Annotated in this window: 12 protein-coding genes; 3 read left to right on the top strand and 9 right to left on the bottom strand. The window is 60.7% G+C overall.

Annotated elements, in window-relative coordinates; all coding sequences use genetic code 11:
• The coding region (locus tag CIC12_RS17720) for a helix-turn-helix domain-containing protein (protein ID WP_168665420.1) at nucleotides 1-561 on the top strand (561 nt) is incomplete at its 5' end.
• Nucleotides 562-822: 261 nt separating this feature from the next.
• Here CIC12_RS17720 and CIC12_RS17715 read toward each other — a convergent pair.
• From CIC12_RS17715 to CIC12_RS17695, 5 genes are all read right to left on the bottom strand, one after another.
• Nucleotides 823-1,881 (bottom strand): 3-keto-5-aminohexanoate cleavage protein, encoded by a 1,059-nt coding sequence (locus CIC12_RS17715; RefSeq protein ID WP_168665418.1) that lies wholly within the window; start codon nucleotides 1,879-1,881, stop codon nucleotides 823-825.
• Between the two features lie 971 nt (nucleotides 1,882-2,852).
• Nucleotides 2,853-3,353, bottom strand: a complete 501-nt coding sequence (locus CIC12_RS17710; RefSeq protein ID WP_168665416.1) for a MaoC family dehydratase — start codon at nucleotides 3,351-3,353, stop codon at nucleotides 2,853-2,855.
• Nucleotides 3,354-3,384: 31 nt separating this feature from the next.
• The gene (locus CIC12_RS17705) at nucleotides 3,385-4,521 is read right to left on the bottom strand and encodes a CaiB/BaiF CoA transferase family protein (RefSeq protein WP_168665414.1); all 1,137 of its coding nucleotides are present in this window, start codon (nucleotides 4,519-4,521) and stop codon (nucleotides 3,385-3,387) included.
• Nucleotides 4,518-5,684: a CaiB/BaiF CoA transferase family protein gene (locus CIC12_RS17700; RefSeq protein WP_168665412.1), complete on the bottom strand. Its 1,167-nt coding sequence runs from the start codon at nucleotides 5,682-5,684 to the stop codon at nucleotides 4,518-4,520. Before CIC12_RS17700 ends, CIC12_RS17705 begins: the two co-directional genes overlap by 4 nt.
• Complete coding sequence (locus CIC12_RS17695; protein ID WP_168665410.1) at nucleotides 5,681-6,844, bottom strand: acyl-CoA dehydrogenase family protein; 1,164 nt, start codon at nucleotides 6,842-6,844, stop codon at nucleotides 5,681-5,683. Before CIC12_RS17695 ends, CIC12_RS17700 begins: the two co-directional genes overlap by 4 nt.
• A 253-nt stretch (nucleotides 6,845-7,097) precedes the next feature.
• Here CIC12_RS17695 and CIC12_RS17690 point away from each other — a divergent pair, with 253 nt between their 5' ends.
• Together CIC12_RS17690 and CIC12_RS17685 are read left to right on the top strand one after the other, a co-directional pair.
• Nucleotides 7,098-8,489, top strand: coding sequence for an MFS transporter (locus CIC12_RS17690; RefSeq protein ID WP_168665408.1), 1,392 nt, complete (start codon nucleotides 7,098-7,100; stop codon nucleotides 8,487-8,489).
• 78 nt (nucleotides 8,490-8,567) lie between these two features.
• On the top strand, nucleotides 8,568-9,395 hold the full coding sequence (locus CIC12_RS17685; protein ID WP_168665406.1) for an HpcH/HpaI aldolase/citrate lyase family protein: 828 nt from the start codon (nucleotides 8,568-8,570) through the stop codon (nucleotides 9,393-9,395).
• Nucleotides 9,396-9,434: 39 nt separating this feature from the next.
• Here the strand turns inward: CIC12_RS17685 and CIC12_RS17680 are convergent, their stop codons facing one another.
• The 4 genes from CIC12_RS17680 to CIC12_RS17665 all read right to left on the bottom strand — a co-directional run bounded on the left by CIC12_RS17680 (nucleotide 9,435) and on the right by CIC12_RS17665 (nucleotide 14,129).
• Nucleotides 9,435-10,673: a porin gene (locus CIC12_RS17680; RefSeq protein WP_168665404.1), complete on the bottom strand. Its 1,239-nt coding sequence runs from the start codon at nucleotides 10,671-10,673 to the stop codon at nucleotides 9,435-9,437.
• A 140-nt stretch (nucleotides 10,674-10,813) separates the two neighbouring features.
• Entirely contained in the window at nucleotides 10,814-12,316 is a 1,503-nt protein-coding gene (locus tag CIC12_RS17675) for an aldehyde dehydrogenase (protein WP_168665402.1), read from the bottom strand.
• Nucleotides 12,313-13,887, bottom strand: a complete 1,575-nt coding sequence (mctP, locus tag CIC12_RS17670) for a monocarboxylate uptake permease MctP (protein WP_168665400.1) — start codon at nucleotides 13,885-13,887, stop codon at nucleotides 12,313-12,315. Before mctP ends, CIC12_RS17675 begins: the two co-directional genes overlap by 4 nt.
• A complete protein-coding gene (locus CIC12_RS17665) occupies nucleotides 13,884-14,129 on the bottom strand; it encodes a DUF3311 domain-containing protein (RefSeq protein ID WP_168665398.1) in 246 nt (81 codons plus the stop codon). The genes mctP and CIC12_RS17665 overlap by 4 nt, the downstream gene beginning before the upstream one ends.
• Between the last annotated feature and the right edge of the window lie 67 nt (nucleotides 14,130-14,196).

Below are 14,196 nucleotides of genomic sequence, written 5' to 3'. Positions count from 1 at the left end.
CGCCACTCCAGCGCGCTGCTCGGCAATTACTGGAAGCCGCGCGCCGTGCATTTCACTCACCGGGGGCCGCCTGATCTGACGTTTCATCGACGTTTTTTCGGCTGTCCGCTCGAATTCGGCAGCGATTTCAACGGGCTCGTGTGCGCGGCCGCTGAACTCGACTACCCGAATCCGGCCGCCGACCTGGAACTGGTTCGATACGCCGAGAGCCTCGCGACGCCACTGAACGCGGCGGCTGCGGATTCGATCGAGCAGGAAGTGCGCAAGGCCATCTACCTGCTGCTGCCCGTCGCGCAGGCCACGGTTGAGCTGGTGGCTCGGCATTTGCATCTGAGCGTGCGCACCATGCAGCGGCAACTGGGATCGGCCGATACCTGCTTTTCGACGCTCGTCGAGGAAGTTCGGCGGGAACTGGCAATACGCTATATGAGCAACGCGCGTTATCCGATCGGGCGGGTCGCGGCGCTGCTCGGCTACACCCAGCAGGGTTCTTTTACGAACTGGTTCACTTCGCAATTCGGTATGACGCCGCGTGATTGGCGTAGTGCCCAGGCGAAATGAACCGACGCAGCATGGCGTGCCTGAGCGCGCGCGCGATGTCTGCTGGCATGCGGCGCAGACCGGCGAATGCACTGACGTTTACCCATCCGCGTTGCGCGGAAGGGTCCTCCACTCGTCCGCTCCGACCTGGGATCGGAAAAGCTCCTGGCTATCGCACCTCGGCCTGATCGACCATCACGGGCTGGCGCGGTCCGAGGAGACCGCCCCACTCGCTCCATGACCTTTTCGCGGGCGTGCAACACGCCCGCCCGGCTCACGTCTTCAAACGACCTTGCGCAGGAAGCCCTGTGTGCCACCGTTGCGGTTGGGCGCGAAACCGTTGGCAAGCAGGGTCTCTTCCACCGTGTCGTAGAACACGCCGATCTTGCTGATCTCGCGCGCCTCCTGAGCAGTGGCCACCTTGCGGCCAAACTCGCGTGAGATGCGCACCAGCTGCTCGATCTGCTCGACCGTGCTCATCTTCCTCGTGCGCGCCTGGTTCCAGAGGTTGTCCTCGATGCCGCAGCGCACATGCAGGCCCATGGCAATGCCCATCATGTTGACCGGCAGCACGTTGCGCATCGAGCTCTCCACCGTCAGCACCGCGCCATCCGGCGTGGCCCGCACGAAGTTGGCCAGGTTGTAGATGTTCGGTGCATCCATGCCGCCGCCGATCGCCACCCAGTTCATCACTAGCGGGCCCTTGTAGATGCCGCGCCGGATCAGACGCTCGACCGACTCGAAGCTGTTGATGTTGTAGCACTGGAACGCGCTCTGAATGCCCGCCGCGTTCAGGCGACGGATATGTTCTTCCGCCCAGCCCGGCTGCGCCGGTACGGTCATTTCCTTGTACGCGTTGTAGACCTCGGGGTCCGCCATGGAGGTGCCCTTGACGTCGGCATCTTCCCAGTGCTCGACGACGTTCATCTGCGAGGTATTGATCGTCACCGTCACCTGGTCGGGCTTAGGGTCGAGTTCGGCCAGCATGTGACGCGTGTCGTCGCTCAACCATCTGGCTGCGGCGCCTTCGCTCTCGGGTGCGAAGCTGATCGAGCCGCCCACCTGGATGATCATCTCGGGCACGGCATTGCGCACGCCGGCGATCAGCTCGTTGAACTTCGACAGGCGCTTGCTGCCCTTGCCGTCGAGTTCGCGCACGTGCAGGTGCAGCACCGTGGCGCCGGCGTTGTAGCAATCCACCGCCTTCTGGATCTGCTGGTCCATCGTGACGGGGATGTCCTCGGGAAAGTCGGCGGGCACCCACGACGGCGCGTAAGGCGCGGCGGTGATGATCAAAGGTTGCTGGTTTTCGGTGTAGAGGGCACCGTCGAGAAAGTTCATGGCATGGTCTCCAGGCGTGGATTGAGGGGAAGGAAACACTCAGGGAGTGCTAATAAAGTGCTGTCGTCAACGGACCGTCGAGCGACAGAAACCTTCGCACTCTTCCCCTGTAGATGACGGATGTATCGACTCCGCATCGCGCACGTGCAGGCGCGATAGAAGACCGATCAGTTCGGCGAAGATACGGCAATCCGCCGAAACGATTTACGTTTTGGCTGCCATATTTTTATGATTTAACGCCACTACGTGTTAACACCCACTCCGACGTCGAGAGAGCTTTTGAGACCCTATTGAACCGAAGGCCGAATGCCGGGCTGTGCTGCCCGGTTTTCTGAAGCGCCCCTCGGGCGAGGCGTGCGAATTCCCTACGCAGGAATGCGAACGGCCCGGGTCTATCCGCAGATAGACCCGGGCCGTGCGACGAGGAAAATCCGCTACCGCCGTCGGTGATATCGACCTTCCCATTTGGCACTGCCTGGACCACAACGTACCTGACCGCACAATAACCGATGTGCTTTTAACGGAAGAGCATCGCCAATCAGCTCTCTCCGAAACGACATAAGCGCCGTTCGGATCACTCCCACCCGGATTGTCAATTTCAGAGCGGGAGCCCAGTCGGGACAGCGCGCAATTGATCTTCTACATAGATAGATTCAAATACCACCGCGGACGCGACTTAGCTCGACGCCCGGCAATTCATTCCGCCGGTCGGCCGGCAATCAACTACCAGCGCCCTAGCCTATACGCGTTCGCAACTGGAGCGGGAATGTGGTTTTCGGGTGCCTTCATCGACCCAACGTCGCTGCTTCGCGCCACTGCCGTGATCAGAATTGCCGCCCTTCGACGCGTGCTCACGAAGACGCAACGGCGTGCTTGCGTTGCAAAGCGTTTCGCCTATCGACGCCCAGACGGATTAGTTTGAGCCTGATATCAGGCCGGCGCGGCAGATTCAGCTCTCGCGACGCCCATCTTCAGGTCTCAATACCTCCTCCCCGCTTCGGCACCAGCACGGTCCGCTCGAAGTTCATAAACTGCTTGCCGTCAGCCTTCAGGCCGACAGTTTTGACGGTAACGATGCCCTGTGTCGGACGCGATTTCGACTCGCGTTTCGCTAGTACCTCAGACTCGGCATAAATCGTGTCGCCGACAAAGACCGGCGCGGTCAACGCGACCTTGTCCCAGCCGAGATTGCCAATTGCGTGCTGGCTGACATCGCGCACGCTCATGCCTACCACCATCGACAATGTGAGGCAACTGTTGACGAGCGCCTGCCCAAACTCCGACTTCGCCGCATAGGCGTTATCGAAATGCAGCGGGTGCGTATTCATGGTCAACAATGTGAACCAGATATTGTCGGTTTCGGTGATCGTACGGCCTGGACGGTGCTCATAGATGTGCCCCGGCTCGAAATCTTCATAGAAACGGCCCGCGTTCTCGCGAATGCGGACGCTTTTCAGCAGGTTGTCATTCATCGGCATGCTCCGTTAATGGTAGGACAGTCAATCACGCTTGCCGGCAGCGGGCCACTGATGACCGCGGTACATAAGCGGCGCTATGTTCGCCTAGTGCGGCCACACGAAAATCAGGCTTGGCGGGCTCATTTGCAAAACGGATGGGCGGACCGACGTGCGTGTGTCCTTCGGCGTCCTTCAGCACCATGCCGCGGGCGAGCGCATTCTCGTCCTCGAGTGCTTCGGGCAACGTCTTGAGCACCGCATAGCAGACATCCAGTTTTGCGAGGCACGCGTCCCATTGATCCGCTGTCATCGCCGCGAAGGTGTCGGTGAGAAACTCAATCACGGGTTGTTGCTGCGGACCCGGGCCACGCAAGCACAGTTCGCAAAGATCGGGGCGCCCGAGGTAATCAAGCAGCGCTTCGACAAACTTCGGCTCCTGCCCCGCGAGGCAGATGTGCCGATCGTCGGCGGTGCGATAAATACGGTAGAGCGCGCCCCCGCCCGTCGTACGCTGATGTTTCGCCACAGGCTGCACTCCCTGCGCGATAGCCGGTCCGAGAATGTTCAGACAACCGGCGAGCATCGCGTCATGCATGCCGATATCGATAAAATCTCCGTTGCCCGTTTTTTCGCGAGCAAGCAGCGCCATCAACACCCCCGACAGTCCCTGCAAGCCCGCGAGCAGATCCGCGACCGGAACACCCGGCATGGCCGGCTGGTTATCATCGCCCAGGGTCATGCCAAGCACGCCGCTCAACGCTTCGACCGCAATATCGTGAGCAGGACGTCCCGCATAGGGGCCGGTCTGGCCGAATGCGCTGATCGAACAGTAGACAATGCGTGGATTACGCTCCCGCACGCTCTCGTAGTCGATCCCGAGACGTTTCATTACACCGGGACGAAACGACTCGACGAACACATCGGCGGACTCGCACAATGCGAGCAACGACTCCCTGCCTTCTTTGCCCTTCAGATCGAGCACAACGCTTTTTTTGCCCCGATTGAGATTGCGAAAGAACACGGTCGTGTCGCCCGCTTGCGGACCAATATGACGGCCTGGATCGCCGGCGCCTGGCGCCTCCACCTTGATCACCTCGGCCCCGTGATCGGCAAGCGCCAACGTGAGATACGGACCGGGCAGAAACGAAGTCAGGTCGAGTACGCGAATACCTTTCAGCTTCATGTCGAACCAATCTCCTGTCGGCTAGCCTCGCCGAGAATTGCTTCGGTATTCTCGCCAAGCGCTGCACACACGCGTTGGCTGAGCCGCTTTCCATCGATCTTCAACGGATTGGACAGCATCCGGAAGTCCAGCCGCAGCGGATGCGGCACCTGGCTGATCATGCCGTTTCCAACGACAAACGGACTATTGAGCGCCTGGTCGACAGTCAACACCGGTCCGATCGGCAACTTGCCCTGCAGCACCGACAGCCAGTGCGCCGAGCTTTGCGTGCGAAACACGGCATCGAGTCTCGCATTGAGTTCCTCCCGATGTTGATTGCGCGCCGCTACATCGATAAACCGCGGATCGTCCGCAATTTCCGTGGCGTCGATACCTTGCAATAGCGCCTGCCAGAACTTTTCCGTCATACACATGATGAAAATCCAGCCGTCCGCGGTCGGGAAAGTTTGCACTGGTGTCAGCGAGAAATGCGAACTGCGTGGCTGACGGCTAACGGTGTGCGCCTCGTTCAAACTCCAGATTGCCGCATAACCGAGCTGATGCAGAGCGACGTCGAACAGGCAAGTGTCCACGTCGCAACCAACGCCCGAGGACCGCGCGCCGAGCAACGCCGCCAGCAGACCCACCGCACCGGTGATACCTGTCATGTGATCGATGATGGACGGCGCGCCAAGGCGCGAAGGCGGACCTCCCGGCTCGCCGGTAAGGTCCATCAATCCAGACTCGGCCTGCATCAGATAATCGTAGCCAGGCCACGAGGCCCGTTCATTGTCGCGGCCATATGCCGAGATATGCAAACACACGATTGCGGGATTGGTTACACAAAGCGTGGCGTAGTCCAGCCCCATCTTTGAAGGTAGATCACCGCGAAGATTATTGACCAGTGCATCGGCGTTTTCCACCAGCCGGAGCAATGCCTGCCTGCCTTCGTCAGAGCGCAAATCCAGCGCGATGCTCTGCTTGTTTGCGTTCCACGTCTGGAAGTACTGGCTATCGGCTTCGCCTAATTTGTGCGGTCCGGTATAGCGAGCCGGATCGCCGCCAATCGCAACGTTCTCGACCTTGATGACCTGCGCCCCCAGATCCGCAAGAAACATCGACCCGTACGGAGCAGCGCCAAACTGCTCCACTGAAATGATTCGGACTCCATTAAGCGGTTTCATGCGATCGAATTCCTCTTGATCCATTGCTTCGCAATAATGATGCGCTGCATCTCGTTGGTGCCTTCGCCGATGCAGGTGAGCGGCGCATCCCGATACAGCCGTTCGATGTGATATTCCTTCGAATATCCATACGCGCCATGAATGCGCAACGACTCCGTGCTGTTTTCGAGTGCAGCTTCCGAAGCGAAATACTTCGCCATGCCTGCCTGCATGTCGCAGCGTTCGCCGCGATCGAAAGCGTCGGCGGCATCCATGACGAGCAGGCGCGCGGCTCTTGCGCGAGTCGCCATTTCGCCAAGCTTCAGTTGAATCGCCTGATGCTCGCAAATCGGCTTGCCAAAGGTCTTGCGATTTTGCGAGTACTCGGTGGCGAGCGCGAGCGCGCCCTCTGCAATCCCCACGCCACGCGCGGCCACGTTGATCCGCCCCAATTCGAGGCCACCCGTGGCCTGATAGAAACCTTGCCCCTCGACCTCGCCAATCAGATGATCGGCAGGAATCCGGTAGTTGTCGAACACCAGTTCCGCCGAATCGATCGACTTGTACCCGAGTTTCTCCAGCTTTCGGCCCACGGTGAAGCCTGCCAGCTTCGGCGCGATGAAAAGACTCATGCCTTTATGGCGCGGATCCGCGTCGGGATCGGTCTTGACGAGCAACGCAAAGCACGAGCCTTCAATGCCATTCGTGATCCACGTCTTCGTCCCGTTGATCACGTAATGGTCGCCGTCCTTGCGAGCCGTCATGCGGATGCCCTGCAGATCGGTCCCCGCGTCGGGTTCGGTCAGCGCCAGGCCACCGCGCACTTCGCCGCTTGCCAGCTTCGGCAGCCATGTTTCCTTCTGGGCTTCCGTGCCGAACTTTTCGATTGCGAGGGCCAGCATCAGATGCGAATTGACGATGCCTGTGATCGCCATCCAGGTCGCAGAGATTCGCATGATGATCTGCGCATAGGTGGAGGCAGGCAAACCCAGGCCACCGTAACGCTGACTGATCGTTGCGCCGAATAGTCCGAGCTCCGCCATCTGATCGACGATCTTCGCCGGCCATTTGTCCTCGTGGTCGTACTGCATCACGACCGGCTCGACCTCGCGTTTCAACCAGCGGTCAATCGCATCGAGCAATTGCGCTTCCTCCGCGGACTCGATCGCCTGTTTGTTCATCTGTTTGTCCTCCTCCATGAAATGGCCGCATCCATCAATGATTTTCGTCAACATGTACGGACAACTATATTCATTAAATTTCGGAGTGTCAACGTGGCAATCCGGACCCTTACTGCACTTTACACCGCGATTGCTTCTTACTAGGTATAAATCACTAGGTGCCGTTCGTTGACATGTACGTACATCCAATCCTATCGTGCAGCATCGATGACCGGCTCACCGACAGCGGTCGCGAACATAAGAAGGAGACAGGATGAACAGCACCGTTCCAAACGCGGGTGCGCGCCTCGACAGGCTGCCCATTTCCCGCTTTCACTGGCGTACCGTGGGTCTGGTAGCGGGCGGCATGTTTCTCGACGCGTTCGAGATCTACCTGGGCGCAGCCGTGCTCGGTGCGCTGATCAAGAGCGGCTGGTCGGACCTCGCGCATAACGCGCAGTTCGTGTCGTCGACGTTTGCAGGCATGGTGCTGGGTGCGTGGCTCGCTGGCGTGCTCGGTGACCGCTATGGACGGCGCTTTTCGTATCAGGCGAATCTGTTGATCTTCGGCGTCGCGTCGCTGGCAGGTGCCTGCGCGCCGACCATGACGTGGCTGGTAGTCGCCCGCTTCTTCATGGGCATCGGCCTCGGCGCGGAAATCGTGGTCGGCTATGTCACCGTCAGCGAGTTCATCCCACCGGCACAGCGCGGACGCTGGGGCTCGGCGCTCTCCGCACTGACGAATATGGCGCTCTTCATGTCCGCGCTGCTGAGTTATCTGATCATCCCGAACTACGGCTGGCGCTGGATGTTCGTGATTGTCGGCGTCGGCGCGCTGATCGTCTGGTATTTGCGCAAGAAGATGCCGGAGTCGCCGCGCTGGTACGAAGCGAAGGGCCGTTATGCGGACGCCAATCGCGTGTTGGGCGAGATCGAGCGCGAAGTGTCGCTGACCCATGTCCTGCCGCCGATCGCCACCGCGCTGCCGGTGCGGCCTGTCGAGCGGCCCTTCACCGCGCTGTTCTCGCGCGATCTGATCAGGCGAACATTGGTCGCCAGCGTGATTCTGGTAGTGCTGAACACGGTCATTTACGGCTTCATCGCGTGGATTCCGTCGTTCATGGCCAGGAGCGGCATGAGCATCGTCACCTCGCTGGGCTTCGCCACGCTGATGTCGTTTGGCGGCCCAGTGGGCGGATTGATCGGCATGTTCGCCGGAGACCGGCTGGGACGCAAGCTCGGCCTCATCGCGTTCTCGTGCGTCGCGGTCGTGCTCGGCGCGATCTACCCCAACATGACCGCGCCGGCTGCCATCGCGCTGGTCGGCTTCGGCCTCGTCGCAACGATCTACGCAATGGTCGCGTTCGCATGGGCGCTGTACGTGCCGGAACTTTTCCCTACCGACCTGCGCATGCGCGGCTCCGGCTTCTGCAACACGCTGGGGCGTCTCGCGACCGTCGTCACGCCCTATGTCGTCGTGTCGTTGCACGCGAGCTATCAGGTCAAGGGTGTGGTGCTCGCCATGCTGTCGCTGCTGGTCGTGCAGATCATCGTGGTCGCGGTCTTTGGCATCGAGACACGGGGGCGCTCGCTGGAGGCGCTGGCGCCGGTCGAATCCGAGCTCGCCGGCGTGTCGATACAGAGCAATACGTCGGCAAGACATTGAACGGTGGGCGTCGTCGGCCGACATCAGGCGCCGGACTTCGCGGTCCGGCATTAATCCGTTTACCTTCAGCTTATCCATATGCAAACCAGCAAAAAACCTGAACCGCGCTCGTATCTGTTCGTTCCGGGCAATCGTCCCGAACGCTTCTCAAAGGCACTCCTCGCAGGTGCGGATGCGGTCATCATCGACCTCGAGGACGCAGTGCCCCCTGACGAAAAGGAGCGCGCCCGAGATGCCGTGCTCGACGCGCTCAATGAACTGGCTGGTGTGTACGTCCGTATCAACGGTGCCGAGACGAAATGGTTCGCCGACGACATCGCCGCATGCGCGATGCACCAGGCAGTGAAAGGCATCGTCCTGCCGAAGGCCGCCGGCGTGGATACCTTGCGCGCCATCGCCTCCCGCTCGCATGAGGGCCTCACGATCCTCCCGCTACTCGAATCGGCTGAAGGTTTCAACGCGTTGGACACGATCTCAGCGGCGCCGCGAGTCGGGCGATTGATGTTTGGGACCATCGACTTCCAGCTCGACATGGGCATGATGGGAGACGGCGAAGAGTTGGCGTATTTCCGCTCACAGATGACACTCGCGTCGCGGCTTGCCGGCCTGGGCACGCCGGTCGATGGCGTCACCACTGCGCTCGACGACGCCGCACAGATCGAGCATGCAGCGAGGCGCGCAAGGCGGTTTGGTTTCGGCGGGAAGCTTTGCATCCACCCCAAACAGATCGCGCCCATCCACCTCGCCTTTACGCCGACCGACGATGAGCGCGCCTGGGCTAGCCGCGTGTTACAGGCAGCCGAGGCGAGCGCGGGATCGGCCACAGTCGTCGACGGCAAGATGATCGACGCGCCAGTGATTCAACGCGCCCAAGCCATCCTCGCCGCAGCGGGGTCAGCGCAGTGAACGCGTGCCGCGCCGCCATGCACAGTGCGCGCTGCAAGCCTAAAAGCGATGCGTGATACCCAAACGGACCGCCACCTGATGGTTGTTCGCCGAAGGCGTCTGCCCCGTGATCGACGCGACCGCAGGTTGACCCAGTGAATCCGTTCCGCTCGCATGCTGATAGACAACGATCGCGTACACATCCGTGCGCTTGGACAGGAAGTAGTCGGTACCGGTCTGCGCCTGATGGTAGGTCGCGCTAGGCCGGCCGTCGGCACCCGTGCCGTGCGTGTACACGTAGGCCACGCCGGCGAGCCACGACGGCGTGATCTGATAGCGGAAGTTGGCCTCGGCGTTGTCGAACTTCGCCGTGCCCGAGTACCCGAACGGATTGGGGCCGGTCGACGACCCGAGGCCCCGGAACTGCACGTTCGAATAGACCAGCCCGAGCGTCGCGTTGCCGATCACATAGGAGCCTCCCGCACTCGCAATCTGTGTCGTCGATGCAGACGCATAGCCTGCATAGATCGGATTCGACTGCGCCGCGGTCGCGGTGCCGACACTACCGAGATTGTTGCTGGTGTCCGCTGTGCCTGCGCTGGGATTGGTCCCGTAGAACGAGAAATTTGGATTGCGCGCATTGAGATAGCCGGCGCCTAACACGATCGGTCCGGTGTGATATGCCGCACCGAGTGACCAGACCTGGTTAGCCCCGACACTGCCGGCCACGCCGCCGAAGCTATACAGACCGACCACGTGGAAGCCCGCGTAGTCGGCGCTTGTATATTTGATCGAGTTATTGATGCGGTGGGTGTTCAACGTGTTGTCGATATCGTCGGCATGGCCGCCGAGGTAGCCCGCCCAGATAGCGCCCGAGGTCAGTAGTTGTACCGTGTCGACGACAGGATCGTACTGCCGCCCTAGCGTCACCGTACCGTAGCCACTTTGCAGCCCGACATACGCCTGCCTGCCGAATTCCGCGCCCCCTTGCGCGAGCGTGCCGTTGCCGATCCCAAAACCATTCTCCAGAACGAACACCGCTTTGAGTCCACCGCCCAGGTCTTCTACGCCCTTCAGCCCCCAACGGCTGCCACGAATGCCGCCGGTGGCGCCGTCCTGAAACGAGTATTGATTCGAGCCTTTCAAGCCTGCGCCATTGCGCCCGGTCTGCACGTTGCTGGCGAAATTCAACCCGGTATCGATGATGCCGTACAGCGTCACACTACTCTGTGCAAATGCCGGCGTTGAACCGACTATCGTGCCTAACACCGCGGCAGTGGCAGCCAACTTTGTTTTCATCGTCGTTCCTTTGCGATCAGTTCCAATCGGATGGTTAATAATAAGTATGACTAACAGCATGAACTACGCATTGCCCCGAACAGGATCAAGCACGCCGGTTCAACGATAGATAGAACAGCCCGACCCGCGTTAAAGCGGCCTCATAGTCGCAGGACGAACGGATCCTGCACTTCGCTGCCGAGTTCGCACCAGACGCTTTTGGTCTGCAGATACTGCTCGATGGCTTCGGCACCGTTCACACGCCCGAGCCCGCTCGCCTTATAGCCCCCGAACGGCGAATTGAACGCAAGCGCGCGGTACATGTTGATCCACACGGTGCCGGCCTCGAGTCGCTTCGCGAACGAGTGCGCGCGCTGCAAGCTGCAGGTCCACATGCCGGCGGCAAGACCAAAGCGCGTTCCGTTGGCCAGAGCGAGCACCTCTTCATCGTCGTCAAACGGCGTGATGCAAAGCACCGGACCGAATACTTCTTCATTCATGATCCGGTCGCCAGGTTTCGTTTCATGAAAGATGGTCGGCTCGAAGAACAGACCGTCTTCCAAGCCCGCAACCTCTGCGCGTTTGCCGCCACACAGAATTTGCGCGCCGTCTTCGAGCGCCTGCGCGACCATCGTCAGGTCCTTGTCGAGTTGTGCCCGTGTGGCGACGGGACCCATCTGCGTAGCGGGTAACCGGGGGTCGCCTAATTTGATCTGCTTCGCACGCCTGACAATGCGGTCGACGAACTGGTCGTAGATTTTTCGGTGCACATAGGCGCGCGATCCCGCAATGCAGGTTTGACCGGCCGCCGCGAAAATACCAGCGAGTACACCGGCTTCGGCCTGATCGAGTCTTGCATCGTCGAATACGATGTTTGCGCTTTTGCCGCCGAGTTCCAGCGTGCATGCCGCGAGCCGACCGCCGGCCTTCGCTGCGATGCTGCGGCCCGCCTGCTCGCTGCCAGTGAAAACGATCTTCGCCACGCCCGGGTGGCTGACCAGCGCATCGCCGGTTTCGCGTGCGCCGGTCACGACGTTGATCACGCCCGCAGGAATGCCCACCGACTCGGCCAGTGCCGCAAGATCGAACGCAGACGCCGAGGTGATTTCCGATGGCTTGAGCACGACAGTGTTGCCTGCCGCGAGTGCCGGGGCCATGCTCATGATCGAGATCAGCGTGGGCGAATTCCACGGCACGATGACGCCGATCACGCCCAGCGGCTCGCGCAACGTGTAGTTCAATACGCTCGCGCGCTCGAGGGGAATCACCCTGCCCTCGACCTTGTCGGCGAGGCCGCCGAAATAGAACAGCCAGTCCTTGACGATCTTCGCCTGCGCCTGCATTTCCGTCAGGAGCTTGCCATTCTGTTCGGTTTCGTGCATCGCGATAGCTTGTGCATTCTCCGCAATCGCTTCGCCCCACGCGATCAGCAACCGTCCTTTTGCGCTCGGCGACAGTCGTCCCCACGGACCCTTAAGCGCGGCTTGCGCAGCGTTCACCGCGTGGTCCACATCGGTCGCGCCCGACTGCGAGAATGTGCCCCACGGTCTACCAGTGGTCGGGTTGATCGAGACGAACACCTCACCGCTTTGCGAGGCGGTTTCCTTTCCATCAATGTAATTACCGTAGCTGTGCCGTTGACCTGTTGATGCAGTCGTGCTCATACGCCCTCCATGGTTTTTTCGGCGGAATTGTCGTCGCGACGGATATCCGCAATGAGCCCCAGATCTGCGGGACTGGCAAAGCCACCCAGCTTCGCGAGCACACTGAGCGTGCCCGCAATGATGATGTTGAACGAAAGCGCCCAGATCGCGGAGTACAGCGGCACCGTGTATCCGCCGAAATGAAGCGGGTATACCGACGTCTTGAAGTGCAACTGCACGACCATCCACGTGCCGCAAGCGAGCCCGCTCAGCAGCCCGATCAACAGCCCACGAGGATCGAACGCGCGACCGAACAGACCGAATACCACGGTCGGCAGCGTCTGGATGATCCAGACCCCGCCGAGCAGTTGCAGATCGGTTGCATACGACACCGGCAGGCCGAGAATAATGGCGACCGCGCCTACCTTGACGAACACGGCGACGAGCTTCGACACCCGCGTCTCATCCAGCGCGGTCATACGCGGGTTGACGAGCGCGCGATGCACGTTGCGCGTGTAGAGATTGGCTGCGGCGATCGACATGATCGCGGCCGGCACGAGCGCCCCGATGCCGATTGCCGCGAATGCGAGGCCAGCCAGCCACGACGGGAAGAAATGAAGGAACAGCGCCGGAACCGCAAAGTTGTTACCGTAGGCGGAGAAGTACCGCGCGAATTCGGGCATCCCCTTCACGCCGGCCGCGACTGCCATATAGCCGAGTAACGTAATGAAGCCCAGCATCAGCGTATAGATGGGCAACAACGCCATATTGCGCCGCACGGTATTACCCGACTTCGATGACAGCAATGCGGTCGCGGCGTGCGGATACAGCACCGTTGACAAAGCGGAGCCGAGTGCAATCGACACATACACGCCGTAGTCGTTCAGACTCGTCGCGTTGGGAGAGCGCAGCAACAGTTTCGGCGCCGGGATCGCAGCGAAGATGTGCGCGAAGCCGCCCAGTTGTGCCGGGATGATAATCGCGGCGGCAATCACGGTCACGTAAATCAGAATGTCTTTCACGATCGCGATCATGGCCGGTGCGCGCAGGCCCGATTTCCACGTATAGGCGGCGAGAATCGCGAATGCCACGGCAAGCGGCACGTCGCCGCCCGCGCCCGTCGTATCGAACCCCAACGCGCCGATGGCCACTTCGAGTCCCACCAGCTGAAGCGCGATATACGGCATCAGCGCGAGGATTCCGGTGATAGCCACGACCAGCGTGAGCGCGTTGCTTCTGTATCGCGCCTGGACGAAATCGGCGACCGTGATGTAGTTATGGCGCTTCGCGATAGCCCACAGTCGCGGAAATACCATGAAGATGAATGGGAACGTCAGGATGCAGAACGGAATGGCGAACATGCCCATTGCGCCGGCGCCAAACGCGAGCGCAGGAATCGCCACCACCGTGAATGCCGTGAAAAGATCGCCGCCCAGCAGGAACCACGTAATCAGCGTGCCGAATTGACGGCCGCCCAGGCCCCACTCCTCGAGGTGATCAAGATTGCCCTGCTTCCATCGTGAGGCGAGAAAGCCCAACACCGTCACCAGCAGAAACAATGCGCCGAATACTACGGTCGCGGTCACGTTCATGACGCCTCCGTACCGGTTGACCGGGAATGCTCGCCTTTTGCCGGCGTGAGCCGGTAGATCGCGCCCGTCACCAGCGCGCCGACGATCACGAACAGCATCTGCACCCAGTAGAAGAACGGCAATCCCCACAGGGTGGGCTCGACCCGGTTGTAAAACGGCACGCACACCACTAAAGCGAGCGGTATCAGGAAGCCCCAATACCAAAGGCCGCGGCGGCCGTTGCGGCCTGATAGGCGATTCATAGCGTCTCCTTGATTCTTGTGGTTGCATTCGCAGGAGAGTCGCGCCGTAACGGACACGGCCTGCTCC

This window comes from Paraburkholderia sp. SG-MS1, from assembly GCF_012275575.1.
Lineage (GTDB): Bacteria > Pseudomonadota > Gammaproteobacteria > Burkholderiales > Burkholderiaceae > Paraburkholderia.
This window is presented reverse-complemented; position numbering and strand designations above follow the sequence as displayed.

Coding starts and splice junctions, on each gene's coding strand:
- CIC12_RS17715 (WP_168665418.1), bottom strand. CDS start 1,881: ATGAACTTTCTCGACGGTGCCCTCTACACCGAAAACCAGCAACCTTTG.
- CIC12_RS17710 (WP_168665416.1), bottom strand. CDS start 3,353: ATGAATGACAACCTGCTGAAAAGCGTCCGCATTCGCGAGAACGCGGGC.
- CIC12_RS17705 (WP_168665414.1), bottom strand. CDS start 4,521: ATGAAGCTGAAAGGTATTCGCGTACTCGACCTGACTTCGTTTCTGCCC.
- CIC12_RS17700 (WP_168665412.1), bottom strand. CDS start 5,684: ATGAAACCGCTTAATGGAGTCCGAATCATTTCAGTGGAGCAGTTTGGC.
- CIC12_RS17695 (WP_168665410.1), bottom strand. CDS start 6,844: ATGAACAAACAGGCGATCGAGTCCGCGGAGGAAGCGCAATTGCTCGAT.
- CIC12_RS17690 (WP_168665408.1), top strand. CDS start 7,098: ATGAACAGCACCGTTCCAAACGCGGGTGCGCGCCTCGACAGGCTGCCC.
- CIC12_RS17685 (WP_168665406.1), top strand. CDS start 8,568: ATGCAAACCAGCAAAAAACCTGAACCGCGCTCGTATCTGTTCGTTCCG.
- CIC12_RS17680 (WP_168665404.1), bottom strand. CDS start 10,673: ATGAAAACAAAGTTGGCTGCCACTGCCGCGGTGTTAGGCACGATAGTC.
- CIC12_RS17675 (WP_168665402.1), bottom strand. CDS start 12,316: ATGAGCACGACTGCATCAACAGGTCAACGGCACAGCTACGGTAATTAC.
- mctP (WP_168665400.1), bottom strand. CDS start 13,887: ATGAACGTGACCGCGACCGTAGTATTCGGCGCATTGTTTCTGCTGGTG.
- CIC12_RS17665 (WP_168665398.1), bottom strand. CDS start 14,129: ATGAATCGCCTATCAGGCCGCAACGGCCGCCGCGGCCTTTGGTATTGG.